Below are 25,310 nucleotides of genomic sequence, written 5' to 3'. Positions count from 1 at the left end.
TCATGTGACTTGAGTCACAGAGGGCAAGATTTGTTGACCCTGTGTACCTGCCGCACAGCTCACTGTGATTCAGTGGACGGGACACCGCAACGAAACGCCGATGACAAACCTGGAGTTGCTGTCGAGGTCTCGGGGAGAGCGAGCAATGGAGACCGAGTCGGAGCCGTACGTCCGTCTTGCGACCCTGCGGCAACTTCACCAGGTGGTGGCCGAGCTCAATACGGCCAGGAGCCTGGCGGACACCCTGCAGACCGTCGTGGACGGCATCGTCGTGGGCCTCGGCTACGAACTCGCCTGCGTCAACCTCGTACGCCCTGACGGAGATCTCGTCGTCGCAGCCTTCGCCGGCGACCCCGCCGCTGAGGCCCTCATCACCGGTCGCGTGGGCTCCCGCAGCTCCTGGGAACGCCGTCTGACGATGGGCGAGAACTGGGACGGACTCCGCTTCATCCCGCACACCGAGGGCTGGGTCCTCCTGGAGGACGACGTGCCCCAGTGGCACACGGACGGCCCCGATCCGCGCTTCGAGGACGAGTGGCACCCCGAGGACCGGCTCTACGCACCCATGTACGCGTCCGGCGGGGAACTTCTGGGTGTCATTTCGGTGGACAGGCCACGCAACGGGCGCCGCCCCGGTGCGTGGGGGCGCGAAGCGCTCCAGATGTACGCCTTCCAAGCGGCGATTGCGATCAGCAACGCACGGCTGCGCGCGAACATGCAACGGGCCCTGGTCCGGCTGGAGCGCGAGCAGCAGGCGCTGCGCGCGAGCGAGGAGTCCTTCCGGCAGGCCTTCGAGTACGCGCCCAGCGGCATGGCGATCGCCGAGATGGGCGGGGACCAGCACGGGCGGCTGCTGCGGACCAACGACGCGCTGTGCCGCCTGCTGGGCAGGCCGGCCTCCGTGCTGCGCCGGTACTCCTTCTCCGACCTGGTCCATCCCGAGGACATCGGGACCCTGCTGCGCACCTCCGCCGAGGGCGGCCGGGCCGAACTGCGGCTCGGGCGGCGCGACGGTACGTACGTCTGGGTGTCGCTGCGCAATTCCGTCGTCGCGGACGCCGCCGACGGGCCGCGCTTCCTGCTCACGCACGTCGAGGACATCGAGGAGCGCAAGCGCCACGAGCTCCAGCTCGCCCACCGGGCCAGCCACGACTCACTGACCGGTCTGCCCAACAGCGCCGAACTGCGCTCCCGCCTCGGTGCGCGGCTGTGCCGCAGGCCACAGTCGGTCCGTGCCACCGCCGTGGAGGCGCTCGACGCGGCCTACGAGGGGCAGGGCGCCGGCGTCGAGGCGGGTGGTGGTGCCGGTGAGCACGGCTTTCATGCCGACGCCTTCCCGGAGCCCTTCGAGTTCCCCGGGGCGCCCGGTGTCCCCGGGGCGGGGGTGGGCCCGTACGACCACCACGTGCACACCGTGGCGCCGGCGACGGACATCGACGACGGGACGAAGGGACTCGCGGTGCTCTTCTGCGATCTCGACGGCTTCAAGTCGATCAACGACCGGTTCGGGCACCACACGGGTGACGCGGTCCTGATCGAGGTGGCCCGGCGCCTGACGACGTGCGTCAGGGACGGTGACACGGTCGCCCGGCTGGGTGGTGACGAATTCGTCGTCCTGGCGGACGGCCTGGGTGCGGCCGATGCCGCCGACCTGGCCGTCCGGCTGCGCAACGCGATCATCCCGCCGATCCGGGTGGACGGCCGCGCGGTCCGTGTGGGCGCGAGTTTCGGCATCGGCTGGGCCAGCTGCGGCATGTCGGCGGACGAGGTGCTGCGCTCGGCCGACCAGCGGATGTACATCGAGAAAAGGTCCCGTTCCAAGGCGCACCGGCGGGCGGGCTGAGGCGATCGGCCGCCCGTGGGTGCACCTGTTCGGGGTAGGCTCCCGTGGGTCGAAAGGAGTGACCTGCGATGACGACGCCCGCGAACCACGGCCCGAACAGTGGGGCGAACCAGCCCGAGGACGACGACCCGTTCGGCTATCTCTACGCGGACGGCCAGGCCGCCGGAGCCGCCCCGCCCACGTCGGGCGGTGGATACGGCTACCCCGGCCCGACGGTCGGTGGTCAACCCGGCGTGCAGCCCGGTGTCCCCCGTACCTCGTACAACCAGGTGCGTACGGTCGGCGAGCGGACGTACGGGGGCCAGCGCGGCCACGTTCCGGCCCAGCAGCCCCCGGCCTACCAGGCGCAGTACCAGGCCCCGGAGGCGCTCCAGGCGGGCGGTTACGGCGCTCCGCCGCTCCAGCAGCACACGGCGGCGATGCCCGCGCCGGGCAGCCGTGGTGGGGGCAGCTCCAGCCGCAAGGGCATGCTCATCGCAGCCGTTGCGGTGGTCGCCGCGGTCGCGATCGGCATCGGTGCGGCCCTGACCTTCGGCGACAAGGGCAAGGACAAGGACGGCAAGAACAACCAGGCGGGCCAGAACCAGTCGGCGGCCCCGCAGCACTCCGGCTCGCCCCAGCCGAGCGGCGCCTCGACGTCGCCGGAGGCGGAGCTGCCCAGGGCGGACGCCTCGGGTGCGGGCATGACCCTGACCGGCGGTGCGAAGCTGGACGGCACGGTGCCGGGCGCGAAGAGCGCGGGCGGCCAGTACGTGGGCGGGCTGAACGCCCCGGGTGCGGCGGCGACATGGACCGTGGACGTGGCCAAGGCGGGCCAGTACAAGCTGAAGATGGTCTACGGGGTGCCGGGCAAGGACGCCAGCACCACGCTGACCATCAACGGTGAGCAGCAGTCCCGGCCGATCAACATGAAGAACTTCAGTCAGGCCAAGCCGGGCGAGTGGGACAAGGGTTGGACCAACACCTGGTCGCTCGTGACGCTCAAGCAGGGCACGAACACGATCAAGATCTCGTGCGAGGCCGGCAACCAGTGCGACGTCAACCTCGACCAGCTCTGGCTCGAAAAGGGCTGATCCCGGCCCGGACCGCTCAGCACGCCGTCAGTTTCACCGACCCCCTTACCTCTTCGTAGGTGCGGGGGTCGAACTCTCCTGCCACCGGGGAGCGGACCGTGGCCGCGGAGAGGGCGACCGCGCGGGTCAGCCGGTCGGGCCAGTCCAGGCCTTCCATGAGGCCCGAGAGCAGCCCCGCAACGGCGGAGTCGCCCGCTCCGGTCGGGTTGCCGGTCAGGGCGCGGGGCGGGGTCGCCTGCCAGGTGCCCTCGGCGGTGGCCGCCAGCAGCCCGTCGGGGCCGAGCGAGGCGACCACGGAGTGCGCGCCCCGGCGGCGGGCGTCGCGGGTTGCCTGTACCGGTTCGCGGGAGCCGGTCAGTTCGGCGAGTTCCGCGACGTTCGGCTTGATCACCTCGGGGCGGGCGGCCACCCCGCGGCGCAGGGCCTCGCCACTGGTGTCGAGGAGTACGGGTACGCCGGCCGCGCGGGCCGACCGTACGAGGGTGGCGTAGGCGCCGACGGGCACGCCCGGCGGGAGGCTGCCGCACAGGGCGACCGCGCCGGCGCCGGCGAGCAGGGCCTCGTAGTGGGCGAGGAAGGCGGCCCATTCCGCGGAACCGATCAGGGGGCCGGGCTCGTTGAACTGCGTGGTGTCACCGGAGGCCGCGTCGACCACGGCCAGGGTGCGGCGGGTGGTGCCGGCGCAGGGGACCAGGGCGTCCGTCACCCCCGGTGATGCGGCGAGCAGTTCGCGTACGACGGTGCCCGTGCGCCCGCCCGCGAAGCCGGTCGCGGTGACCTCGTGGCCGAGGGCGGCCAGCACGCGGGCGACGTTCAGGCCCTTGCCGCCGGGCCGTTCGGTCACGGCGGTGACCTGGTGCGAGGTGTGCGGAATCAGCCTCGGTACGTGGTGGGTGACGTCGAGTGCGGTGTTGAGCGTCACGGTCAGGATCATGGCAAGCCCCGGTCTCGGTGTGTGCCGGGATCATGTCAAACGGGAGTGCGGGCGGCCCAGTCCTGCGGGCCGCCCGCTTCGCCGGTCCCCCGATCAGCGCTGTTCTGCGGCGGGCCTGACGATCCATTCGCCGCGCCGCATGACGCCCTCGACGTCGAACTCGGCGTTCAGGACGACCAGGTCGGCGTACTTGCCCGGCTCCAGCGACCCGACCTCGTCGTACAGTCCCATCAGCTTGGCGGGGTTGACGGAGATCGCCTGGACCACGGACTCGACGGGCAGCTTGTCGATGGTCACCGACCGCTTGAAGGCGGTGTCCAGGGTGAGCGTGGAGCCGGCGATCGAACCGCCCTCGACGAGGCGGGCGACGCCCTCCTTGACCTCGACCTCCAGCGGTCCGAGGTGGTAGGTCCCGTCGCCGAAGCCGGCCGCGTCCATGGCGTCGGTGATCAGTGCCACGCGGTGGGCGCCCGCGTGGTGGAAGGCCAGTTCCAGCATCGCCGGGTGCAGGTGGGTGCCGTCGTTGATCAGCTCGACGGTGACCCGCTCGTCCTCCAGCAGCGCGGCGATCGGGCCGGGGGCGCGGTGTTCCATGCCGGGCATCGCGTTGTAGAGGTGGGTGGCCACGGTGGCGCCCGCGTCGATGGCCTGGCGCGTCTGGTCGTACGTGGAGTCGGTGTGGCCGATCGCGGCGATGACCCCGTGCTCGGCCAGCAGCCGTACGGAGTCCAGCCCGCCCGGTAGCTCGGTGGCGAGGGTGAACATGCGGGCGGCGCCGTGCGCGGCGTCGATCAGCTTGCGGACCTCGGCCGGATCCGGGTCGCGGAGCAGTTCCTCCTTGTGCGCGCCCTTGCGGCAGGGGTTGATGAACGGCCCTTCGAAGTGGATGCCCGCGATCTCGCCCTGCTGGGTCAGTTCGGCGAGCAGGCCGGCGCGGCGGGCGAGTTCGTCCAGGTCACCCGTGACGGTGGAGGCGACGAGCGTGGTGGTGCCGTGCGCGCGGTGGGTCCGTACGCCCTTGAGGACCTCCTCGGCGGTGCCGGAGGTGAAGGAGGCGCCGCCGCCGCCGTGGTTGTGCATGTCCACGAAGCCGGGGACGATCCAGTGCCCGGTCAGGTCGACGATCCGCGCGCCCTCGCCGGCGCTGCCGGCGATGCGGTTGCCGTCGACGATGACGCGCCCGCCCACCACGGTCCCGGTGGGCAGTACCACCCTGGCGCCGGAGAGAATGCTCCCGCTGCCACCGGGGGTACCCCCGGTGCTGTGTGCGCTTCCGGACATCAGGCAGGTACCTCCGTGGCGAGTAGGTCCCAGGCGAGCAGGCCTGCGCCCAGGCATCCGGCGGTGTCCCCGAGGGCCGCCGGAACGATGTCGGGCAGCCGCTGGAACGTCACGCGCTCCTCGACGGCCGTCCGTAGGGGTGTGAACAAGGTTTCCCCCGCCTCGGCGAGCCCGCCACCGATGATCAGCGTGCGCGGGTCCAGCAGGGTGATCGCGGTGACCAGGCCGTCGGCGAGGGCGCCGACCGCGGCCAGCCAGACCGCTCGGGCGCGTTCGTCGCCGGACTCGACGGCCTTGGCGCAGTCCGCGGCGTCCGCGCCGGGGTCGCCGGAGGCGGAAGCCCAGGCGCGGCTGACGGCGGATGCGGAGGCGAGGGTCTCCAGGCAGCCGTACTGGCCGCAGCCGCAGGCGGGGCCGCCCGGGCGGACCACGATGTGGCCGATCTCGCCCGCGTACCCGTGCGCGCCGGCCTCGATGCGGCCGGCGATGCCGATGGCGCCGGCGATGCCGGTGCCGAGGGGGACGAACAGGAAGCGGTCGGCGCCCTGTCCGGCGCCGATGCGGCCTTCGGCGAGTCCACCCGTGCGGACGTCGTGGCCGAGGGCCACCGGGAGGGAGCCGAGCCGGCTGCTGAGCAGCTCGCGCAGCGGTACGTCGCGCCAGCCGAGGTTCGCCGCGTAGACGGCGATCCCGTTCTCGGCGTCGACGATGCCGGGGACGGCGACGCCGGCCGCGGAGGCGGCCACGCCGAAGCGTTCGCGGCCGATCTCGAACAGCTCGGCGGCGAACTCCAGGATCGTCTCGACGACGGCGTCGGGGCCCCGGTCGCGGCCGGTGGCGCGGCGCGCTTCGTGGAGCAGGTGGCCACCCCCGGCTGCCGCTGGGTGGTTCCCCCGGGCGATGAGGGCGGCCTTCATCCCGGTGCCGCCCACATCGAGGGCGATGACGTGTTTCACGGGTTTCACAGGTGACAGTCTCGCGTGCTCGGCGTGGAAAGGTCTAGTCCATTGAAGGGGATTGTTGAGCTGCCATACAAATTCGGGATCCCGGTCGGGACACGAACCGGACACGGTGCGTTTCCGGATGTGGATGAGCCGGCAAAGTGGTGTAGACCTTACGTGGATCGTACGTACAACAAGGGGTGGATCGAGAACTGTGAAGGGCCGTTACCTGAGCCTGGCCGCGACCGGCGCCGCACTGTGCCTGACCGCGGTGACGCTGACCGGCTGCGGAAGCGTGGGAAGCCTCACCGGGAACAACGAGGTGACCCTGCGGGTCGTGGCGGCCGACTACGGGGACAATCCGCAGAATTCCTCGACGGCGTACTGGAAGGACCTCGCCGCCGGCTTCGAGAAGGACCACCCCGGCATCAAGGTCGAGGTCAACGTCTACTCCTGGTCCGAGGTCGACGCCAAGGTCGCGGCGATGGTGAAGGCCGGTCACGCCCCCGACGTCGCACAGATCGGCGCCTACGCCGACTACGCGGCGGCCGGCAAGCTGTACACGGCCGACGAACTGCTCTCCGTCAAGACCGAGGCAGACTTCCTCGCGCCGCTCGCCGACGCCGGCAAGGTCAAGCGGGTCCAGTACGGCATGCCCTTCGTCGCGAGCACACGCCTGCTCTTCTACAACGAGAAGCTGCTGGCGGACGCCGGCGTGATCGCGAAGGACGCCAAGGGCGGCTGGCAGCCGAAGAGCTGGGCCGACCTGGAGGCCGCCGCGAAGAAGCTCAAGGCCGCGGGCGTGCCGACCCCCTTCGCGCTGCCGCTGGGACGCGAGGAGGCGCAGGCGGAGACGATGATGTGGATGCTCTCCGGCGGTGGCGGCTACACCGACAACGAAGAGGCGTACGCGATCGACTCCCCGGAGAACGTCAAGACCTTCGAGTTCCTGCGCGACAAGATGGTCGGTCAGGGGCTGACCGGGTCCGCAGAGCCGGCCAAGACGGACCGTCAGACCGCCTTCGACGCCTTCGTACGGGGCGAGGTCGGCATGCTCAACGGCCACCCCACGCTGCTGAAGCAGGCGGGGGAGAAGGGCGTGAAGTTCGGCATGGTGGCCATGCCGACGGCGGACGGGACCGACCACTCGACGATGGGCGTCGCGGACTGGGTGATGGCGTTCAAGAACGGGCACCGTACGGAGTCCGGGAAGTTCCTGGACTACCTGTACGAGGCCAAGAACGTGACGACCTTCACCAACAAGTACGACCTGCTGCCGGTCACCACCAGCGGCTACCGGGCGATGGAGTCCGCCACCGGAGGTGCGGCCCCGCAGCTGAAGACGTTCCTCCAGGCCCTGCCGAACGCGCGGCTGTACCCGGTCGGCAAGAAGTCCTGGGCCGGGGTGAGCGAGGACGTCAAACAGAAGATCGGCAAGAGCGTGCAGCCGGGCGGGCAGCCGGCGAAGGTCCTGGAGGACATCGCGGCGGCGGCGCGCACGGCGGACGCCCACTGAGCGGACGCCCACCGGGCGGTCGACCACCGGGCGGACGTGCGCGCCCGGTGGCTGTCGGCGCCCGGCGTTAATCTGGCCGTATGACGGACGACGGGCGGCTGACGGCTACCGAGGCCGCGGTGCTCTCGTACGAGGGACGCACCTGGCCCGGGCCCGGGGCCAAGGAGCGGGCCATACGGGAAGGGCTGGGGATGACCCCCGTCCGCTACTACCAGCTGCTCAACGCGCTCATGGACGATCCGCGGGCGCTGGCCCACGCGCCGGGCACCGTCAACCGGCTCCGCCGCATCCGCGAGGCACAGCGGGCCCGGCGCTGACCGCCGGCGTCGGCGCCGTAGCCGTCGTCCGGCAGGGCCGTTAGGGTCGTGCGTATGGGGAGCCATCCGCACAGCCTGCCGATGCCCGTCACAGCCGCTGGACGGGAGGGACTCGAAGCCCTCCTGCGCATACCCGGCCGCAGCGTGGTCGCCCTCGACTTCGACGGCACCCTCGCCGAGATCGTCCCGGACCCGGACCAGGCGCGGGCCCACCCGGCGGCCGTCGGAGCGCTGGCCGCCCTGGCTCCGCAAGTCGCCTCGATCGCCGTCATCACCGGCCGGCCCGCGGGCGTCGCGGTCCGCTACGGGGGCTTCGCCGGGGTCCCCGGTCTGGAACACCTGGTGGTCCTTGGCCACTACGGAGCCGAACGGTGGGACGCCGTGAGCGGCATCGTGACCGCGCCGGCCGAGCACCCGGGGGTCGCCGCCGTACGGGCCGAACTGCCCGGGTTCCTGGACTCCATCGGCGCCTGGCGCGGCACGTGGATCGAGGAGAAGGGCCGGGCGCTGGCCGTCCACACCCGGCGCGCCGAGGACCCGGAAGCGGCCTTCGCCGCGCTGCGCGAGCCGCTGGGCGAGCTGGCGGCGCGCCACGGGCTGATGGTGGAGCCGGGGCGGGCCGTCCTGGAGCTGCGGCCCCCGGGCACGGACAAGGGCGTCGCCCTGACCGAGTACCTGGCGGAGACGGGCGCCGAGGCCGTCCTGTACGCCGGGGACGACCTCGGAGACCTCGCCGCCTACGCGGCCGTCGAGAAACTGCGCACGGACGGCCTTCCGGGCCTCCTGGTGTGCAGCGGCTCCGCGGAGGTTCCCGAACTCGCCTCCCGCGCCGATCTCGTCCTGTCCGGCCCGGGCGAGGTCGTCGCCTTCCTGGCGGACCTCGCCGGGGCGATCCGCGGCTGACGCGCCACCGCACGGGGGCCGGGGCCGGGTCCGGTCCGCGGCCGGAGCCGTCTCCGCTCGGCGGCGGTGGCAGCGGCGGTCACGCCTCGGCGAGGGCCGCGAGCTGGGCCGTGAACCACTGCGTCGGCGGGAGGGCCGTGGCCGCCGCGGCCAGCCGCTTCGTGCGCTCGCTCCGCTCGTTCGCCGGCATGGACAGGGCCACGTGCAGGGCCTCCGCCGTCTGCGTCACGTCGTACGGGCTCACCGTCAACGCGTCCTCGCGCAGTTCCTCGTACGCGCCCGCACCCGTCGAGAGCACCAGCGCGCAGCCCGCGTCGGAGACCACCGGGATCTCCTTCGCCACCAGGTTCATCCCGTCCCGCACCGGGTTCACTAGGGCCACGTCCGCCAGCCGGTACGCCGCCAGGGAGCGCGCGAAGTCGTCCTTCACCGACACCAGCACCGGCTGCCAGTCCTGCGTGCCGAACTCCGCGTTGATCTCCTCCGCCAGTTCGGACACCGCCTCCGTGTACGACCGGTACACCGCCAGGTCCTGCCGGGAGGGGTAGGCCGAGGCCAGGTGGACCACCCGCTCGCGCCACTCGGGATGCGTGGTGAGCAGTTCCCGGTAGGCCAGCAGCCCGCGCATGATGTTCTTCGACAGCTCGGTCCGGTCCACCCGGACGATCGACTTGCGGTCCCCGACCTCCGCCCGCAGCACCGCCAACCGGTCGTTCACCTCCGGCCGGTGCGCCAGGGCCCGCAGCTCGTCCCCGTCCACGCCCAGCGGGTACACCGACACGTCCGTGCGCCGGTGGTGCACCGGGCCCGCCGGGACCTTCTCGATGAACTGCTCACCCGTGTCCGACGGGGAGAGCGGCTGGGCCACGCCCCGCTGGTCGTCCATACGGGCACAGGCCATGAAGCTGTTCGCCCACGCCCAGGTGTGGAAGCCCACGACGTCCGCCCCGAGCATCCCCCACATCAGCTGGGACCGGATGTCGGTGGGGAGCATGTCCAGGAACTCGTGTGACGCCCACGGGGTGTGCGTGAAGTGGCTGATCTTCAGGTCCGGGCGCAGTTCCCGCAGCTCACCGGGGACCAGTGCCAGGTGGTAGTCCTGCACCAGCACCGCCGCGCCCTCGGCCGCTTCCTCGGCCAGGGCCACCGCGAAGGCGTGGTTGTAGGCGACGTAGGACTTCCATTGCTGACGGAACCGGGCGTCGAAGACCGGCTCGCGCGGGATGTCGTACAGGTGGTGGTGCGTGAACCAGAGCACCGAGTTCGCGATGCCGTTGTACGCGTCGTCGTACGTCGTGGGATCGATGTCCAGCATGCGGACGCCAGGCTCGGCGACGCCCCGGCGCACCGCCTCCCGGTCCGCGTCCGAGAGCGCCGCGCAGATCCACAGCGCCTCCGGCTGCTGTGCCAGAGCGGCGGAGAGTCCGGAGACGAGACCGCCCCCGCCGCGCCGGGCGGTGAGGGCGCCGTCGGCGTCGAGGGCGTAGGAGAGCGGGCCGCGGTTCGCTGCAACGAGTACCTGGGAAGCCATGCCGCGAACCTAGCCCGGCCCGCTTCCGCTCAAACGTCCTACCCCGGCCACCTCCTCCCGGCCACTTCCCCCGGCCACCCGTCCGGTTCGTGAGGTTCCGCCGGGAAGTGCCGCCGGGAGGTGCCGCCGTCGGACCCGGCCGGGCGACAAGGCCGACCGGGCGGCCGTCACGCCACGCGGCGCCCCGCGTACTCCTCGATCTCGACCATCGGCGGTCGCTCCTCCGTGTCCACGGGGTACGTCCGGTACACGAACCCGTCCCGCCCGCGCTCGAACTGCGTCAGCTCCGGCCGTACGTGGGGGTACCCCCGGCGGTAGCTGGGGGAGTGCCCGCGCGAGAGCCGCAGCTGCGCCGTCCGGTAGATCGCTGCGGCCATCCGGCCCAGTGCCTGGCCGTCCTGGTGGCGGTGGAGCCGTACGCCGACGTCCACCTGGGCCAGCGCGTCCAGTCCGACGGTGTGCAGCGCGTCGACCAGCAGGCCGAGCTCGACGCCGTACCCGACGGGGAAGGGCAGGCGTTCCAGCAGCGAGCGGCGCACGGCGTACTCGCCGCCCAGCGGCTGCACGAAACCGGCCAGTTGCGGCCAGTGGAGATTGAGGAGCGGGCGGGCGACGAGCTCGGTGACCCTGCCGCCCTGGCCGGGGGGCCGGCCCGGGCTCCCGGCGGGGGGCCCGTCGAATTCCGCGCCGAGCGGACGGTCGTACATCGCCTTGACGAACTGCAGGTCCGGGTCGGTCAGCAGCGGGCCGACGATCCCGGACACGAAGACGGAGGAGAAGTCACGCAGGTCCGCGTCGATGAAGCAGACGATGTCTGCGGTGGTCTCCAGCAGCGAGCGCCACAGCACCTCGCCCTTGCCGGGCAGGGCCGGGATCCGCGGCAGGATCTCGTCGCGGTGCACGACGCGGGCTCCGGCCTTTGCGGCCACCTCGGCCGTCCGGTCGGTGGAGCCGGAGTCGACCACCACTAGTTCGTCGACCAGCGGGACCGGCAGCCCCTCGATCAGATCGCGCCGGATCACTTCGACGATGGCGCCGACCGTCTCCTCCTCGTCGAGTGCGGGCAGCACGACGGAGACCGTGGTGCCTGCCGCACGTTTCGCGGAAAGCAGCTGGTCGAGCGGTCGGTCGGCCGCGGACCAGGAGCGTTCCGCGAACCAGCGCTCCACCTCTTCCAGCACGTTCAGCACTCCCTGATTCCTCGGCGTTCCCCGGCGGTTCCGGCCGAAAACTGATCCATCTCGCGGTTCGGACGGCTGTCTCAACCGCGCAGGCCTTCGGTTACAGTCTTGAACAACGCGAACGACCACCGCATGCCGGGGGTCCTCGCGCACAAACGCCCGGACGCGCCCGAGAGCGCGCGACCCCGGTGCCATACCGCTCATCCAGAGGGGCAGAGGGACACGGCCCGTTGAAGCCCCGGCAACCCTCCAGTCGGTTCTCGCGCTTGCTTGCAGCAGCGAGGTCCCCGGCTAGGGAAGGTGCCAATTCCGTCTCATGGCGAAGTGCGCCATGAGGAAGATGAGGAGAAAGGGCCTCGCCATCATGGCTGCACAGACTGTTGCCACCTCTGTCGATCTCGGACCTGCCACCGGCCTTTCGTGTCGCGAGTGCGGTACCCGCTTCGAGCTCGGCCCCATCTTCGCCTGCGTCGAGTGCTTCGGACCGCTGGAAGTCGCCTACGACCTCCCCACCGGTGACCCCGAAGCCCTGCGCGCCGCGATCGAGGCCGGTCCGAACAACATCTGGCGCTACGCCCCCCTGCTGCCCGTCCCCGCGGACGTGGCCTCCAAGCCCAGCCTGAACCCCGGCTTCACCAAGCTCGTCGACGCCGCGAACCTGGCCAAGGAGCTGGGCGTCACCGGCAAGCTGTACGTCAAGGACGACTCCGGCAACCCGACGCACTCCTTCAAGGACCGCGTCGTGGCCATCGCCGTCGAGGCCGCCCGCGCCTTCGGCTTCACCACCCTGTCCTGCTCCTCGACCGGCAACCTGGCCGGCGCGGTCGGCGCCGCGGCCGCCCGGGCCGGCTTCCGCTCCTGCGTCTTCATCCCGCACGACCTGGAGCAGGGCAAGGTCGTCATGGCCGGTGTGTACGGCGGTGACCTGGTCGGCATCGAGGGCAACTACGACGACGTCAACCGCTTCTGCTCCGAGCTCATCGGCGACCCGCTGGGCGAGGGCTGGGGCTTCGTCAACGTCAACCTGCGCCCCTACTACGGCGAGGGTTCCAAGACGCTGGCGTACGAGATCTGCGAGCAGCTCGGCTGGCAGCTGCCCGACCAGATCGTCATCCCGATCGCGTCCGGCTCGCAGCTGACGAAGATCGACAAGGGTCTGCAGGAGCTGATCAAGCTCGGCCTCGTCGAGGACAAGCCGTACAAGATCTTCGGCGCCCAGGCCGAGGGCTGCTCCCCGGTGTCGACCGCCTTCAAGGCCGGCCACGACGTGGTCCGCCCGCAGAAGCCGAACACCATCGCCAAGTCGCTCGCCATCGGCAACCCGGCCGACGGTCCGTACGTCCTGGACATCGCGCGCCGCACCGGCGGCTACGTCGAGGACGTGACCGACGAGCAGGTCGTCGAGGCCATCAAGATCCTCGCGCAGACCGAGGGCATCTTCGCCGAGACCGCTGGTGGCGTGACCGTCGGCGTGACCAAGAAGCTCATCGAGAACGGGCAGCTCGACCCGACGCTGACCACGGTGGTCCTGAACACCGGTGACGGCCTCAAGACCCTGGAGGCGGTGGCCGCCGACAGCGGGCAGACCGCCACCATCCGCCCGAGCCTGGACGCGTTCCGCGCCGCCGGCCTGGCTTAGGGAGTACCCGGCGGATCATGGCCAGACTCGGCCATGATCCGCCGGACACTCCCTCAACCCGCCCCCCTGCACACCGGAAAGGCAGTAGCGCCATGAGCGTCAACGTCCGCATCCCCACCATCCTGCGCACCTACACCGGCGGCGCCGCCGAGGTTCCTGCCGAGGGCGCGACCCTGGCCGAGGTCATCGAGTCCCTGGAGCGGAGCCACCCGGGTATCGCCGCCCGCGTCCTGGACGACCAGGGCAAGCTGCGCCGCTTCGTGAACGTCTACGTCAACGACGACGACGTGCGCTTCGAGGGCGGTCTGGACGCGGTGACGCCGGACGGCGCCGGTGTCTCGATCATTCCCGCCGTCGCCGGGGGCTGACCGGGCGCGCGGTGCCGGCTGCCGCTGACACGCGAAAGCTCTGAATTGCCCCCTCCGCTAAAAGTGGAGGGGGCAATTCTGCTTGGTTGGGCGCGGTAAGGTTGGGGAAGTCCCCTCCGCTGTACTTGCCCGCCGCATATGAGCGGGTCGCGTGAGGGTTGACATTGAGTCAACATGCAGGCGCGGTATGGGGCTTTGGCGAGATATGCCGGGTCCGAGTTGCCCGGGAATATTCCAAATTTTCACTCTATTTCAATGTATCCCCGTGTCCGGATTTCTCGTCGGATTGACCTGTTGCAGACAGCAGTCGTGCAGATACATTCAGCCCCGGTCGAGGCGTTCCGGCGCAAGTTCTGACCCGGGACCGCGAAGTGCGGTCCTGCGCAAGGGCCAGTAATAGGGGAGTTAGGCATGGCTCAGGGCACCGTCAAGTGGTTCAACGCGGAGAAGGGCTACGGCTTCATCGCGGTCGACGGTGGTGCGGATGTGTTCGTCCACTACAGCGCCATCCAGATGGACGGTTACCGCACCCTTGAAGAGGGTCAGCGGGTCGAGTTCGAGATCTCGCAGGGCCAGAAGGGTCCGCAGGCGGACATGGTCAAGCTCGCCGTCTAGTCCCGGCGCGATCGACCACCGACGCATACGCACGAAGGGCCCACATCCCCGACCGGGATGTGGGCCCTTCGTGCTGCCGGCCGGGTGTTGCCCCGAGCCGCTTGCACTCGCGGGGGTCGAGTGCTAATCATTGGCGTTAGCACTCTCCTGGTGAGAGTGCTACTACACAGGACCGGGTCGGTGAGGCCCGCAGGGTCCGGCGGGAAGGAACCGCCGGGCACGCAGGCCGTCCGTCGCGGGCGCGGGCGCGGTCCGGAGCAATCCAACCCTCCCCTCGCGCCGGTGGCGCAGGGGGAACCCCAGTCCTGGAGGACCACTTCAGATGGCCAAGATCATTGCGTTCGACGAGGAGGCCCGGCGCGGTCTCGAGCGCGGGATGAACCAGCTCGCTGACGCCGTCAAGGTCACCCTTGGCCCCAAGGGTCGCAACGTCGTCCTTGAGAAGAAGTGGGGCGCCCCCACGATCACCAACGATGGCGTCTCCATCGCCAAGGAGATCGAGCTCGAGGACCCGTACGAGAAGATCGGCGCCGAGCTGGTCAAGGAAGTCGCCAAGAAGACGGACGACGTCGCGGGCGACGGTACGACCACCGCCACCGTGCTCGCCCAGGCGCTCGTCCGCGAGGGCCTGCGCAACGTGGCGGCCGGCGCCAACCCGATGGCCCTCAAGCGTGGCATCGAGAAGGCCGTCGAGGCCGTCTCCGGCGCCCTGCTGGAGCAGGCGAAGGATGTCGAGACCAAGGAGCAGATCGCTTCCACGGCCTCCATCTCCGCCGCTGACACCCAGATCGGCGAGCTCATCGCCGAGGCCATGGACAAGGTCGGCAAGGAAGGCGTCATCACCGTCGAGGAGTCCCAGACCTTCGGTCTGGAGCTGGAACTCACCGAGGGCATGCGCTTCGACAAGGGCTACATCTCGGCGTACTTCGCCACCGACATGGAGCGTATGGAGGCGTCGCTCGACGACCCGTACATCCTGATCGTCAACTCCAAGATCGGCAACGTGAAGGACCTCCTTCCGCTGCTCGAAAAGGTCATGCAGTCCGGCAAGCCGCTGCTGATCATCGCCGAGGACGTCGAGGGCGAGGCCCTGTCGACCCTGGTCGTCAACAAGATCCGCGGCACCTTCAAGTCCGTCGCCGTCAAGGCCCCGGGCTTCGGCGACCGCCGCAAGGCCATGCTCGGCGACATCGCCATCCTCACGGGCGGCACGGTCATCTCCGAGGAGGTCGGCCTCAAGCTGGAGAACGCCGGCCTGGACCTGCTCGGCCGCGCCCGCAAGGTCGTCATCACCAAGGACGAGACCACCATCGTCGACGGTGCCGGTGACAGTGACCAGGTTCAGGGTCGCGTCAACCAGATCCGCGCCGAGATCGAGAACTCCGACTCGGACTACGACCGCGAGAAGCTCCAGGAGCGCCTCGCGAAGCTGGCCGGCGGCGTGGCCGTCATCAAGGCCGGTGCCGCGACCGAGGTGGAGCTCAAGGAGCGCAAGCACCGCATCGAGGACGCCGTTCGCAACGCGAAGGCGGCCGTCGAGGAGGGCATCGTCGCCGGTGGTGGCGTGGCCCTGCTCCAGGCCTCCGCGGTCTTCGAGAAGCTCGACCTGTCGGGTGACGAGGCGACCGGCGCCAACGCCGTGAAGCTCGCCCTGGAGGCCCCGCTCAAGCAGATCGCCGTCAACGGTGGTCTTGAGGGTGGCGTCGTCGTGGAGAAGGTCCGCAACCTGACCGTCGGCTGGGGCCTGAACGCCGCGACCGGCGAGTACGTCGACATGATCGCCGAGGGCATCATCGACCCGGCGAAGGTGACCCGCTCTGCCCTGCAGAACGCGGCCTCCATCGCGGCGCTGTTCCTCACCACCGAGGCCGTCATCGCCGACAAGCCGGAGAAGGCCGCCGCCGCTCCGGGCGGCATGCCGGGCGGTGACATGGACTTCTGATCGGCCCCCGGCTCCGGCCTCTGGTTGATCGGCTGTTCTCGAACGAGGGCGGCACCCCCCGCGGGGGGTGCCGCCCTCGGGCGTTTCGGACGCCTTCAGAAACCCGAGCTGTCGATGTCGAAGCCGAAGGGGTCCGGGACGGGCAGGGGCACGCCGACTTCAGGCGGCAGGGCGCGCGACGAAGGTGACCTCTTCCCGGTCCTCGCTCAGCGCGATGTTCAGCGACGCGTCGAGGGCGTGTGCCAGGCGGCGCAGCAGGGGCAGGGTGGGCACTGCATCCGCCCCCTCCACGCGGGAGATCTTCGCCTGGGTGAGGCCGGCCCTCTCGGCCAGCTCGGCCTGGGACAGCCCCAGGGCCTTGCGCCGGTCGTACACGGCCTTGGCGAAGGCCATCGCGAGGCGGATCTCAGCCCGCTCGGCCTCGACCTCGTCCGACTCGACGTACGCGCGTGCGGCCTTCTTCTCCCGAGCCAGCTTCCAGCGGGCGTGGTTCATGAGGCGTCCCCTTCCTCGCCGCGGCCATATGTCATGTGGGCCGGTCCGTGGGAGCCGCGGCCGGACGTTGATCCGAGTGGCGACCCCGTCAAGCGTGGGCCGCAGCTCGTACACCCCATCCCTGAGCGGCCGAGCGAAGGGCATCGGGGTCCGGGCGGCATGGACCGCGAGCAGCTCCGCGTACTCCTCGACCTTTCGGTACTGCTTGTCCGGTAGCAGTTCCAGCCGGCTCCGCACTTCAGGCTCTAGCTCGATCACGTGCAGATCGTTCATGCCGCGCAACATATTATGTCGTCAACGACATAATATGCTGCGGCGGCGGATTGCACCTCATCCGGTGGGGGACGTCCGTGCGGTTGACGAGGCGCGTTTGGTTGACTGGGCGGTATGAGCGCTCTCTTCGTCAAGATCTGCGGGTTGCGGACCGAGCGGGACGTCGATGCCGCCGTGGCCGCCGGGGCCGATGCCGTCGGGTTCGTCTTCGCCGCCGGGAGCCCCCGGACGATCGACGCCGCCACGGCGCGGGGCCTGGCCGCGCGGGTGCCCGCCGGGGTGCTGACCGTCGGGGTGTTCCGCGGGCAGCCGGTCGAGGAGGTCAGGAGGTTGGCCGAGGAGAGCGGCGTACGGGGAGTGCAGCTGCACGGCGAAGAGGGCCCCGAGTACTACGAGGCGCTGCGCGCCGAGGCCCGCACCCTGCTGCGGGCCACCGCCCGGCACGTCGAGCGCTGCGGGGAGTACGGCGAGGACCTGCTGCTCATCGACGCCCCCGACCCCGGCTCCGGCAAGCCCTGGAACTGGGCCTCGCAGGAGTTCACCGCCCCCCGCGGCCACTGGCTGCTGGCCGGCGGGCTCACTGCGGGGAACGTACGGGAGGCCGTGGAGACCACCGGCGCCTGGGGCGTGGACGTCTCCAGCGGTGTCGAGAGCGCACGCGGTGTGAAGTCCCCGGACCTCATCCGGGCGTTCATCGAGACGGCCCGCGGGTAGTCCGGGTAGCCGCGACGGGCAGCCCCGACGGGTAGCCCCGACGGGTAGCCCCGACGGGTAGCCCCGACGGGTAGCCCCGACGGGACGCGGCTAGAAGCTGCCCATCGCGGACGCGGTGCCGTCCTCCTCGATGGACTCCACGCCCGGTAGTGCCTGGAGGGCCGCGACCTGTGCGGGGGTGAGCCGGGCGGCGAAGCCGTGCAGGGTCTTGTGGAAGACGTGCACCGGTCTGGCCCCGACCATGTCCGCCACCTCGGCCGGGTCGAGGCCCTCGTGGACGGTGACGATGTACGTGGGGTGATCGACCGAGGCCGTGGGGGGCACGGGTGCGCGCACGGCGGCGCCGGCTGCGGATACGGGCAGGGCGGTGACGGCGGCCAGGACGGCGACGGCCACAGGCAGGGCTCGGCTCAGGCGGATGCGCATGGGCCGAGGCCATCACGCGCGGCGGGAGCCGTCAACGACGTGCGCGGGTGTGGCGGGGGCACGGGGAGCACACGCGCCGTGCGCTCCCCGGTTCGGCGGCGGCCCGTAAGGGTGATCTCGTCGGTGACCGCCGGCCCCCGGGCGCGGCGAGGGGAGGGCACGGGCTCAACGCAGGAGGTCAACCCCTTTCTGCACCGTGTCGGACACGCCGTACGGACGGGACCGCCGGGTGATCGGCCAGGCGGGGGGAGGCGGTTCAAGCCGTGCTGCGGCGGCATCCGATGGAAGGGGAGGCCGCACCCGCAGACCCACTCGTCGCCATGGGGGCGGCTCACTCGTGCCGACCTTCCCCACCCCGCCAGGGAGCCCCTCTCATGCGCCTGATGACCCGTCTGGCCACTGCCGTCCTCCTCACCGTGACCCCGGTCGTGGCCGGTACGGCCTCCGCCGCCGGCCCGGAGCCGACCCCGGCCCCGGCCCCCCTGCACACGTCCGCGAACGCGGTCCCCGGCCAGTACATCGTGACCTTGGAGAAGGGCCAGGACGCGGCGAAGGTCGCACAGCAGCTGGGCTTGAAGCCGTCGTTCGTCTACACCTCGGCGATGAACGGCTTCGCGGTCCCGTTGACCCCGCTCCAGCTGACGATCGTGCGCAACAGCCTGGGCGTGAAGTCGGTCGAGGAGGACGCCGCGGTGCAGTCCGTGCCGGTGCCGTCCTCCGGGAGCGGGCTGCGGGCGCCGGCCTCGTCGTGGGGCCTGGACCGGATCGACCAGAAGGCTCTGCCGCTCGACGGCAACTTCACCACCGAGGGCAACGGCGCCGGGGTGACCGCGTACATCCTCGACACCGGCATCGACTACGCCCATGACGAGTTCGGCGGGCGCGCCACCTTCGGCTACGACGCCATCGGCGACGGCAGGAACGGCCTGGACTGCCAGGGTCACGGCACGCACGTCGCGGGCACGGTCGCCGGCAAGACGTACGGGGTCGCGCGCAAGGCGAACCTGGTCAGCGTCCGCGTCCTCGGCTGCGACGGCAAGGGCACGTGGTCGGGGATCATCGCGGGCATGGACTGGGTGGCGAAGAACGCCAAGCAGCCGGCCATCTTGAACGGCTCCCTGGGCGGGGACAAGGCGGACGCGGTCAACAACGCGGCCACCGCCCTGTCCGATGCGGGCGTCCTGCCGGTGATCGCGGCGGGCAACTCCGCGAAGGACGCCTGCCTGGTCTCACCCGCGTCCGCCGCGCGCGTGCTGACGGTCGCGGCGAGCAACCAGTGGGACGAGGAGACCTCCTTCTCCAACTACGGCACGTGCGTCTCGCTCTACGCACCCGGGCAGGCCGTCGTCTCCGCGAAGCTGGGCGGCGGCAGCGTGGCCCTCGACGGTACGTCGATGGCCGCGCCGCACGTCGCCGGTGTCGCCGCCCTCTACAAGGCGGCCCACCCGACGGCGGACCCGGCGGAGATCAACGAGTTCATCGCCAGCGAGTCCACCAAGGACGTCATGACCAGCGTCAGCAAGGGCAGCCCCAACCAGCTGCTCTTCACCGGCGGTCTCTGACCGCCACCGGGTCCTGACGGACTCGGCCCAGGCCCAGGCCCGTGCGCTGAGGTCCGCGCACGGGCTGCCGCAGGCGCCGCCCCATCGCGGATAGGCTGCAGGTCGGGGGGATCATGGACACGCCACTGCCGCTCGTGAAGCGGCTCGGGGACCACGTTCGGCTTGCCGCGGCCTGCGCGTTTACCGCCGTCGCGGTGCTGTACGCCGTCCTGTGCATCAAGTTGACCGTCGCGGACATGTCCGATGTCGTGTGCAGCTCCGGCGGCTGCCCGCGCGGGCTGGGCCCGCTGGTGCTGTGGGCGCTGGTCGCGGGGCTCGCCGCGGGCGGCCTGTGGTGGTCGGCCGTGCAGGGCCGCGGGTACCGCTCCACCGTCGGTTGGGTCGTGGCCGTCGCTGTTGCGCTCGTCGCCCTGTGGCCCGGCTGGCTCGGATTCTCGTGGCTGCGCGGCCCGCACATGGACCTCTTCTCGTACCAGGTCCCGGACGGCCCGGGCGCGGACAAGCCGCTCGGCTCCTGGGCGGGGGACCCGGACTCGGGGTTCGTGATCCGGGCCCGCGCGGACGCCGTGACCGGCTACAACGGCGAGGGCCGCCACGGCTGGGGCTTCCCCGCCCCGGCCGGCGGCGCGGTGTGCGCGATGAGCAGGGGCACCCCCTCCGGCACCGGCCTGCTCACCGTGACCAGCGCGGAGAGCACGTGCGGCAACCGCCTGGTGGCGGTGGACATCACGTCCGGCAAGCAGCGCTGGACCAAGGACATCCCGAAACTCGTGGGCAAGCCGTCCGCGGGAGGCTCCCTGGTCGTGACCGCGACCGCGGACGCCGTACTCGCCCACGACCTGGCCACCGGTGCCGAGCTGTGGCGCTCCCCGCTGCCCGCCGGCGCAGCTGCTTCGGAGGTCGCCGCCGGCCCCGACCGGGTCCTGCTCCTCGCCCGGACCGGCAAGAGCGTCGAGCTGGTCGCGTTCGACGCCCGCACCGGTGCCCTCGCCTGGCGGTTCCCGATGCCGGTCGGGTACGAGCCCCCGCGCATCGTGTCGGCCTCCCCGGCCGCCGCCGTCGGTGACGGGCGCCTCCTGGTGTTCGACGACGGGGGCCGCCCGCGTCCCGAGTCGCAGGCACCGTACGTCCCTACCGCGGACGCCACGGCGTGGCTGGTCGCCGGCGACGTGCTGTACGCGGCGGTCCCGGAACGGGAGGAGCGGGAGGTCCTGGCGGCGTTCTCCCTGAAGGACGGCCGCCACTTGTGGACCCGCACGTTCGACCACGACTGGCGGATCCGCGCCCTGGCCGCCGACCGGACCGGCCGGATCGCCGTGGTCACGGAGGGCGCGTACACCCACCTCTGGCACCTCGACCCGCACACCGGAAAGCCGGGTGGCGAGTCGACGGTCCTGCGAGACCTTCCACTGGGCGAGTCGTTCGCCCTCTACGGTCGGACGTTCGTCAACCTCGACGACAACGGCCGACTCCCGCCGATTTTCGACATCGACCCGGTCCTGGGCTGGTGAGTCACGTCGCGAAGCAGCCAGTTGGGCGCTACCTCCAAGCCCGGTCCTTCAGGACCGGGTCAAGTTGACAGGGCGGTGACGAACGCGGCCCAGGCCGGGGCGTTGAAGACGAGGTGCGGGCCGTCCGGGACCTTGGAGTCCCGGACGGGCACGACACCGGTGTGCCCGTCGCAGACTTCGAGGCAGCTGCCGCCGCTAGCGTCGCTGTGGGTGGACTTCCGCCAGGTGGCCATCTCCAGGCAGTCGCCGCCGGTGCCATCGCTGTAACTCGACTTGTGCCAGGTGGCCGCCGACAGGTCGTATTCAGGCGTGCTGGTCATGTTCGTAATCCTCCGCCACCGACTCGATCAGGGCCAGGGACTTACGCGGCGAGAGCGCATTGGCCGTGAGGAGATCGTAGGTCAGGGTGTGCCGGGCAACAGTGGCAGGATCGTCCAGCAGCACTCCTATCGCGTTGCCTTGGACGTATGCGAGTGGAGGGGCGTCCTCGAAGGTCATCAGCTTCAGGGTGCCTCCCATGGAGGAATGTGCGCCTGCGCTGAACGGCAGTACCTGCACGAAGATCCGGCGTGTACGGATCAGGGCGGCGATGTGACGCAAGGCTTCTGCCATCACCGCCCTACTGCCAACGATTCTCCGGAGGACAGCTTCGTCAAGCACGCACCACAACAGGGGTGTTGTTGGATCGGACAGCAGCTTGGCGCGGTCCAGCCGGTTCGTGACCAGCTCGGTGATGAGTTCCTCTACGGCCGTCGGTTGGTACGCGAGAAAGACCTCGCGCGCGTACGCCTCCGTCTGGAGCATCCCCGGCAGCGCCAGGGGCGCATACTCACGGATCGTCTTTGCTTCCGCTTCTGCCTCTGCGGCCTCAGCGAAGTGGTTCGGGTACTTCGACTTGGCCAAGGCCCCGCAGTTGCGGACGAAGAAGCCGTTGGTGTTGAGGATGTCGTCTATCTGTCGCGCGAACTCGATGTGCATCCTGCGCGTGCCCGCCTCCAGTTGGCCGATGAACGAGCCGCTGACGAAGAGGGGTTCGCCCAACTCGGCCTGGCTGAGGCCCGCGCGTTCGCGTGCCACGCGGAGTTCGGCGCCGAGGAGGGCGCGGGGTGAGGAGGACGGGTCAAGGTTCTTACCAGCCATGGCAACTCCTGCGGCAACACGTGCCGTTGTTGCGGTGTCCTTATTGAAAGGCTAGCGGGCCCGTCGCCACTCTGTGTGTCGAAGCTGAACACACAGAGTAGAAAGGTGACATGTCATGGTGCTCACGTCGAAGGAGCGGATGCAGGCGGCCGAGGAAGCCGTGCAGCAGCTGAAGGAATCCCTGGCGGGGGTGGGGGTCCTGTTCCCCTCGCTGGGGGTGGACGGGGTCTCGGCCGCCGGTACGTACGGCCTGCCGCTGGTCGACCTCGGCCGCTGCAACCTGGACACCGCCCTCCGGCTGGCCGCCGTACTCCACGAGCGGGCCCACCCGTGACCGGATCGGCGGGCGGGCGGGGCGATGCGGCGGCGTACCGGGCCGCTCGGGCCGCACGCCTGGAGGAGGCGTTGGCACGCACCATGGTGGACGTGGACGAGGTGCTTCTCGCCGCGGCGGCCGAAATGCTGGGTACGACGACCAAGCGGGCGACGATCAACGGAGCGTTGGCGGAGTTCGTGGCGGTCCGCTCTGGCGCGTTCGGAGGGAGCCGGGCTTGGACGGCGGCTGGCTCCGGTGACGCCCCTTGCGGGGCGACACCGGAACGGTCAGCCGTACATCGCCACGCGGCACAGAGTCGCCAGCGCGTCGTCGATGGGATGGGGCTGCGGCTTGCCGGAGGAGTCGAGCCTGTTCCACCTCTGGAGGTTCACCGCGACAGCCATCTGCCGCTCGCCGTCGGCGCGGGTCATGGCCAGCGCCCCGCCACCCCAGACCGTGCCTCCGTGGCCCCAGAAGGTGGCCTGCCCGGGAGCCTCCGTCGGGTGCAGGCCGAGGCCGTAGGCGATTGTCCTTCCCTCTTGGGAGATGACCGGGACGGTGCGTTGCATCTGGGCCAGCGACGACGGGCTGATGATCTCGCCGGCCAGTAGCAGGCGGTAGAAGCGGTTGAGGTCCGCGACGGTCGATATCAGGGAGGCCGCCGGGCCCACCCATGACATGTCGTAGACGCTGTAGTCGCGCGGCGGGTCGATCATGCCGAACCACGACTCGTAGAGCTGCGAGTGCGGCCCGTCGACGTACGGGCCGGTGGGGAGTTCGGTGTCCCGGAGCCCGGCGCGCTCGATGACGTTCCGGGTGATGTACTGCTCGGCCGTGGTGCCGGTCACCTGTTCCAGGAGCTGGGCGAGGAGAAGGTAGTTGGTGTTGGAGTACACCCCCGGCGTACTGCCCGGGGCGCCGACGGCAGGTGCGGTGACCCCCATCTCGATCAGTTCAGTGGGGTCGAACCGGGTGAACCGGTGGTCGTCCAGGCTCTGGGGTCCGGTGTCGGCGAGGGCGGGGAACGCGTTGAGGGACGGGTAGGCGTAAGGGAGGTACTCGGCGAGGCCGCTGGTGTGGTTGATCAGCATCCGGACGGTGATCGTGTCACCGCGTTCTCCGGGAACCAGCTTCGGAAGGTACCGGCCGATCGGTGTGTCGAGACCGATCCGACCGCTCTCGACCTGCTGCAGAACCGCTGCGGCGGTGAAGGTCTTGGTGGTGCTGCCGACGCGGTGCCGCATGTCGGCGGTGACGGGGCGACCGGTGGCGACATCGGCGACTCCGGCGGCGCCGCGCCAGACCTGCTCGCCGTCACGCACCTCGGCGAACAGGCCCGGCACCCCGGCGCGGTGGACGTTCTCGATGGCGGCGTCCAGCGCCGCGGGATCCAGTGAGTTCCTCACGACATGCGTCCTTTCGCATTGCTCGGGGCGGGCCCCACATCGGTCGCCCGAGCCGGGTGACAGGGCACGCGTGGCACGTCGGCCCGCCTGCTGCCGGGTCGCTCGGCACGCTCATGTCCTCATTATGCACGCGGTGCGTGCAACAGTGCGCGCATGGATAGAATGAGTTCGACGAGAGGGGCGAAAATGGCAGGTCGAAGGCGTTGGTCGACCGAGGAAATCCTGGATGCGGCAGGGGAGTTGCTGCGCACGAGCGACACGGAGTCGTTCAGCGTGCGCAAGCTCGCCGCGACTCTTGGGACCGATTCCTCCAGCCTCTACCGGCACTTCCGCAGCAAGACCGAACTGCTACGCGCGGTCGCCGACCGGATCCTCCTGGCTTCTATGGAGGGCTACCGCGCCGAGGGCGACTGGAAGCAGCGCATCACCGCCCTGGCCCTGCGCGTGAGGGGGGCGTTCGTCCAGCAGCCCCAGCTCGCCGCGATCTGGGGACGGTACGCGTCGGGCGGCGCCGGTTCCCGGCTGGTCATGGAAGAGGTACTGCAGGCCCTGCGCGCGTCGGGACTGCCCGACGAGGAGATCCCGGCGTGCTACCACCGGCTCGCGGTCCTCATCGCCGCGCTGATCGCCTCCGAGGCCGGAGTCAGCACCATCACCCCGGAAGAGCGTGAACAGGGCATGGAGCTGTTCCGTGTCGCAGTACTCGGCGCCGACCCCGAACGCTTCCCCGCCCTGGCCCACTTCGCCCGCGACGTCCGCCCCCTCGGGGCGGATCGCCGCGCCGCGTTCGAAGAGATCCTCGCCGCCCAACTGGCCCACATCGAATCCGCAACCTGCCCGAGCTGAGTCGACCGGCTCGGGAGCGTCGGCAAACCATCGAATGACGACCGGCTTTGCCTGCGTCCAATGAACCAGGACCTTCCGAGGCCTGATGACGGCCCAGATCCATTGGGTCCGATGTCGGTTGACGAGTACTACCGAGACTCCCCCCGTACGTCAGGCTGCGTCGCGGAAGTGTGCCAACAGCGCATCCGCCTCGGCGTTGCCCTCCGTGATGGTGTCGAAGGCCAGCTCCGCCGGGACGGCCGATCCCCACAGCCACGCACGGTGACAGCTGAAGCAGAAGACCAGTTCGAACAGCGGCTGTTCGGCGGCGTCGTACGCGCGCAGGCCCCAGCCCGGGGCGAAGCACAGGCGGGGCTCGCCGGGCGACATGGAGGAGATCAGGGCGAGTGAGTCGGCGGCTTCTCTGCCGGTCCAGCGGTTGACTACATCACCGGTCATCGGCTCGCCGTAACGCTCGGGGCGCCCGACGAGACGTACGACCTCGATCAGGGCGGTGGCGGCAACGGCATCGGCGGGGAGCTGCATGCGGGCAGTTTC

At 70.6% G+C, this 25,310-nt stretch carries 25 protein-coding genes, 1 pseudogene and 1 riboswitch; of the genes and pseudogenes, 15 read left to right on the top strand and 11 right to left on the bottom strand.

The annotated features are described in order from the left end of the window. Positions 1–145: 145 nt before the first annotated feature. Positions 146–1,843, top strand: coding sequence for a diguanylate cyclase CdgB (gene cdgB, locus ABZZ20_RS18625; protein WP_356870726.1), 1,698 nt, complete (start codon positions 146–148; stop codon positions 1,841–1,843). Between the two features lie 68 nt (positions 1,844–1,911). Continuing rightward, entirely contained in the window at positions 1,912–2,916 is a 1,005-nt protein-coding gene (locus ABZZ20_RS18620) for a carbohydrate-binding protein (RefSeq protein ID WP_356870724.1), read from the top strand. Between the two features lie 16 nt (positions 2,917–2,932). On the opposite strand, the gene ABZZ20_RS18615 is transcribed toward ABZZ20_RS18620, so the two are convergent. The 3 genes from ABZZ20_RS18615 to ABZZ20_RS18605 form a co-directional block, all read right to left on the bottom strand. Continuing rightward, entirely contained in the window at positions 2,933–3,850 is a 918-nt protein-coding gene (locus ABZZ20_RS18615; RefSeq protein WP_356870722.1) for a 1-phosphofructokinase family hexose kinase, read from the bottom strand. Positions 3,851–3,943: 93 nt separating this feature from the next. Then, positions 3,944–5,131 carry an N-acetylglucosamine-6-phosphate deacetylase gene (gene nagA / locus ABZZ20_RS18610; protein ID WP_356870720.1) on the bottom strand — a complete coding sequence of 396 codons (1,188 nt, stop codon included), beginning with the start codon at positions 5,129–5,131 and terminating at the stop codon, positions 3,944–3,946. Next, positions 5,131–6,087: an ROK family protein gene (locus ABZZ20_RS18605; protein ID WP_356870920.1), complete on the bottom strand. Its 957-nt coding sequence runs from the start codon at positions 6,085–6,087 to the stop codon at positions 5,131–5,133. The genes nagA and ABZZ20_RS18605 overlap by 1 nt, the downstream gene beginning before the upstream one ends. 199 nt (positions 6,088–6,286) lie before the next feature. Between ABZZ20_RS18605 and ABZZ20_RS18600 the strand changes: the two genes are divergently transcribed. The 3 genes from ABZZ20_RS18600 to otsB all read left to right on the top strand — a co-directional run bounded on the left by ABZZ20_RS18600 (position 6,287) and on the right by otsB (position 8,808). Further along, entirely contained in the window at positions 6,287–7,588 is a 1,302-nt protein-coding gene (locus ABZZ20_RS18600) for an extracellular solute-binding protein (RefSeq protein ID WP_356870718.1), read from the top strand. Positions 7,589–7,668: 80 nt separating this feature from the next. After that, the gene (locus ABZZ20_RS18595) at positions 7,669–7,905 is read left to right on the top strand and encodes a DUF3263 domain-containing protein (RefSeq protein ID WP_356870716.1); all 237 of its coding nucleotides are present in this window, start codon (positions 7,669–7,671) and stop codon (positions 7,903–7,905) included. A 54-nt stretch (positions 7,906–7,959) separates the two neighbouring features. Further along, the gene (otsB, locus tag ABZZ20_RS18590) at positions 7,960–8,808 is read left to right on the top strand and encodes a trehalose-phosphatase (protein WP_356870715.1); all 849 of its coding nucleotides are present in this window, start codon (positions 7,960–7,962) and stop codon (positions 8,806–8,808) included. 79 nt (positions 8,809–8,887) lie between these two features. Here the strand turns inward: otsB and ABZZ20_RS18585 are convergent, their stop codons facing one another. Then, positions 8,888–10,339: a trehalose-6-phosphate synthase gene (locus ABZZ20_RS18585; RefSeq protein ID WP_356870714.1), complete on the bottom strand. Its 1,452-nt coding sequence runs from the start codon at positions 10,337–10,339 to the stop codon at positions 8,888–8,890. Between the two features lie 167 nt (positions 10,340–10,506). After that, on the bottom strand, positions 10,507–11,520 hold the full coding sequence (locus ABZZ20_RS18580) for a glucosyl-3-phosphoglycerate synthase (protein ID WP_356870918.1): 1,014 nt from the start codon (positions 11,518–11,520) through the stop codon (positions 10,507–10,509). A gap of 197 nt (positions 11,521–11,717) precedes the next feature. After that, a riboswitch (SAM riboswitch) is annotated at positions 11,718–11,867 on the top strand. A 17-nt stretch (positions 11,868–11,884) separates the two neighbouring features. On the opposite strand from ABZZ20_RS18580, the gene thrC reads away from it, so the two are divergent. The 4 genes from thrC to groL all read left to right on the top strand — a co-directional run bounded on the left by thrC (position 11,885) and on the right by groL (position 16,084). Next, positions 11,885–13,159, top strand: a complete 1,275-nt coding sequence (thrC, locus tag ABZZ20_RS18575; protein WP_356870712.1) for a threonine synthase — start codon at positions 11,885–11,887, stop codon at positions 13,157–13,159. Positions 13,160–13,251: 92 nt separating this feature from the next. Next, on the top strand, positions 13,252–13,527 hold the full coding sequence (locus tag ABZZ20_RS18570) for a MoaD/ThiS family protein (protein ID WP_356870710.1): 276 nt from the start codon (positions 13,252–13,254) through the stop codon (positions 13,525–13,527). A gap of 411 nt (positions 13,528–13,938) precedes the next feature. Beyond that, the gene (locus ABZZ20_RS18565) at positions 13,939–14,142 is read left to right on the top strand and encodes a cold-shock protein (RefSeq protein ID WP_005315736.1); all 204 of its coding nucleotides are present in this window, start codon (positions 13,939–13,941) and stop codon (positions 14,140–14,142) included. 322 nt (positions 14,143–14,464) lie between these two features. Next, positions 14,465–16,084 carry a chaperonin GroEL gene (groL, locus tag ABZZ20_RS18560; RefSeq protein WP_356870708.1) on the top strand — a complete coding sequence of 540 codons (1,620 nt, stop codon included), beginning with the start codon at positions 14,465–14,467 and terminating at the stop codon, positions 16,082–16,084. A 159-nt stretch (positions 16,085–16,243) separates the two neighbouring features. Here groL and ABZZ20_RS18555 read toward each other — a convergent pair whose 3' ends face one another. After that, positions 16,244–16,579 carry a helix-turn-helix domain-containing protein gene (locus tag ABZZ20_RS18555; RefSeq protein WP_356870916.1) on the bottom strand — a complete coding sequence of 112 codons (336 nt, stop codon included), beginning with the start codon at positions 16,577–16,579 and terminating at the stop codon, positions 16,244–16,246. A gap of 387 nt (positions 16,580–16,966) precedes the next feature. On the opposite strand from ABZZ20_RS18555, the gene ABZZ20_RS18550 reads away from it, so the two are divergent. Then, the gene (locus ABZZ20_RS18550; RefSeq protein WP_356870706.1) at positions 16,967–17,566 is read left to right on the top strand and encodes a phosphoribosylanthranilate isomerase; all 600 of its coding nucleotides are present in this window, start codon (positions 16,967–16,969) and stop codon (positions 17,564–17,566) included. A gap of 90 nt (positions 17,567–17,656) precedes the next feature. Here ABZZ20_RS18550 and ABZZ20_RS18545 read toward each other — a convergent pair whose 3' ends face one another. Next, positions 17,657–17,992, bottom strand: a complete 336-nt coding sequence (locus tag ABZZ20_RS18545) for a protease inhibitor I9 family protein (protein ID WP_356870704.1) — start codon at positions 17,990–17,992, stop codon at positions 17,657–17,659. A gap of 374 nt (positions 17,993–18,366) precedes the next feature. On the opposite strand from ABZZ20_RS18545, the gene ABZZ20_RS18540 reads away from it, so the two are divergent. Continuing rightward, complete coding sequence (locus ABZZ20_RS18540; RefSeq protein ID WP_356870702.1) at positions 18,367–19,554, top strand: S8 family peptidase; 1,188 nt, start codon at positions 18,367–18,369, stop codon at positions 19,552–19,554. Positions 19,555–19,667: 113 nt separating this feature from the next. Next, on the top strand, positions 19,668–21,065 hold the full coding sequence (locus ABZZ20_RS18535; protein WP_356870700.1) for a PQQ-binding-like beta-propeller repeat protein: 1,398 nt from the start codon (positions 19,668–19,670) through the stop codon (positions 21,063–21,065). A gap of 59 nt (positions 21,066–21,124) precedes the next feature. Here ABZZ20_RS18535 and ABZZ20_RS18530 read toward each other — a convergent pair whose 3' ends face one another. Both ABZZ20_RS18530 and ABZZ20_RS18525 read right to left on the bottom strand, forming a co-directional pair. Next, positions 21,125–21,385 carry a DUF397 domain-containing protein gene (locus tag ABZZ20_RS18530; RefSeq protein WP_356870698.1) on the bottom strand — a complete coding sequence of 87 codons (261 nt, stop codon included), beginning with the start codon at positions 21,383–21,385 and terminating at the stop codon, positions 21,125–21,127. Then, the gene (locus tag ABZZ20_RS18525) at positions 21,369–22,205 is read right to left on the bottom strand and encodes a helix-turn-helix transcriptional regulator (protein WP_356870696.1); all 837 of its coding nucleotides are present in this window, start codon (positions 22,203–22,205) and stop codon (positions 21,369–21,371) included. The genes ABZZ20_RS18530 and ABZZ20_RS18525 overlap by 17 nt, the downstream gene beginning before the upstream one ends. A gap of 115 nt (positions 22,206–22,320) precedes the next feature. Between ABZZ20_RS18525 and ABZZ20_RS18520 the strand changes: the two genes are divergently transcribed. Next, positions 22,321–22,539: a hypothetical protein gene (locus ABZZ20_RS18520; protein WP_356870694.1), complete on the top strand. Its 219-nt coding sequence runs from the start codon at positions 22,321–22,323 to the stop codon at positions 22,537–22,539. An 83-nt stretch (positions 22,540–22,622) separates the two neighbouring features. After that, positions 22,623–22,721, top strand: a pseudogene (locus ABZZ20_RS18515) (type II toxin-antitoxin system VapB family antitoxin); the annotation flags it as partial. An 87-nt stretch (positions 22,722–22,808) separates the two neighbouring features. On the opposite strand, the gene ABZZ20_RS18510 reads toward ABZZ20_RS18515, so the two are convergent. Further along, entirely contained in the window at positions 22,809–23,927 is a 1,119-nt protein-coding gene (locus ABZZ20_RS18510; protein WP_356870692.1) for a serine hydrolase domain-containing protein, read from the bottom strand. 186 nt (positions 23,928–24,113) lie between these two features. Here ABZZ20_RS18510 and ABZZ20_RS18505 point away from each other — a divergent pair, with 186 nt between their 5' ends. Next, a complete protein-coding gene (locus ABZZ20_RS18505) occupies positions 24,114–24,773 on the top strand; it encodes a TetR/AcrR family transcriptional regulator (RefSeq protein ID WP_356870690.1) in 660 nt (219 codons plus the stop codon). 150 nt (positions 24,774–24,923) lie between these two features. Here the strand turns inward: ABZZ20_RS18505 and ABZZ20_RS18500 are convergent, their stop codons facing one another. Continuing rightward, a complete protein-coding gene (locus ABZZ20_RS18500) occupies positions 24,924–25,298 on the bottom strand; it encodes a hypothetical protein (RefSeq protein ID WP_356870688.1) in 375 nt (124 codons plus the stop codon). Positions 25,299–25,310 lie beyond the last annotated feature (12 nt).

This window comes from Streptomyces sp. NPDC006430 (assembly GCF_040612395.1).
Taxonomy (GTDB): domain Bacteria; phylum Actinomycetota; class Actinomycetes; order Streptomycetales; family Streptomycetaceae; genus Streptomyces.
This window is presented reverse-complemented; position numbering and strand designations above follow the sequence as displayed.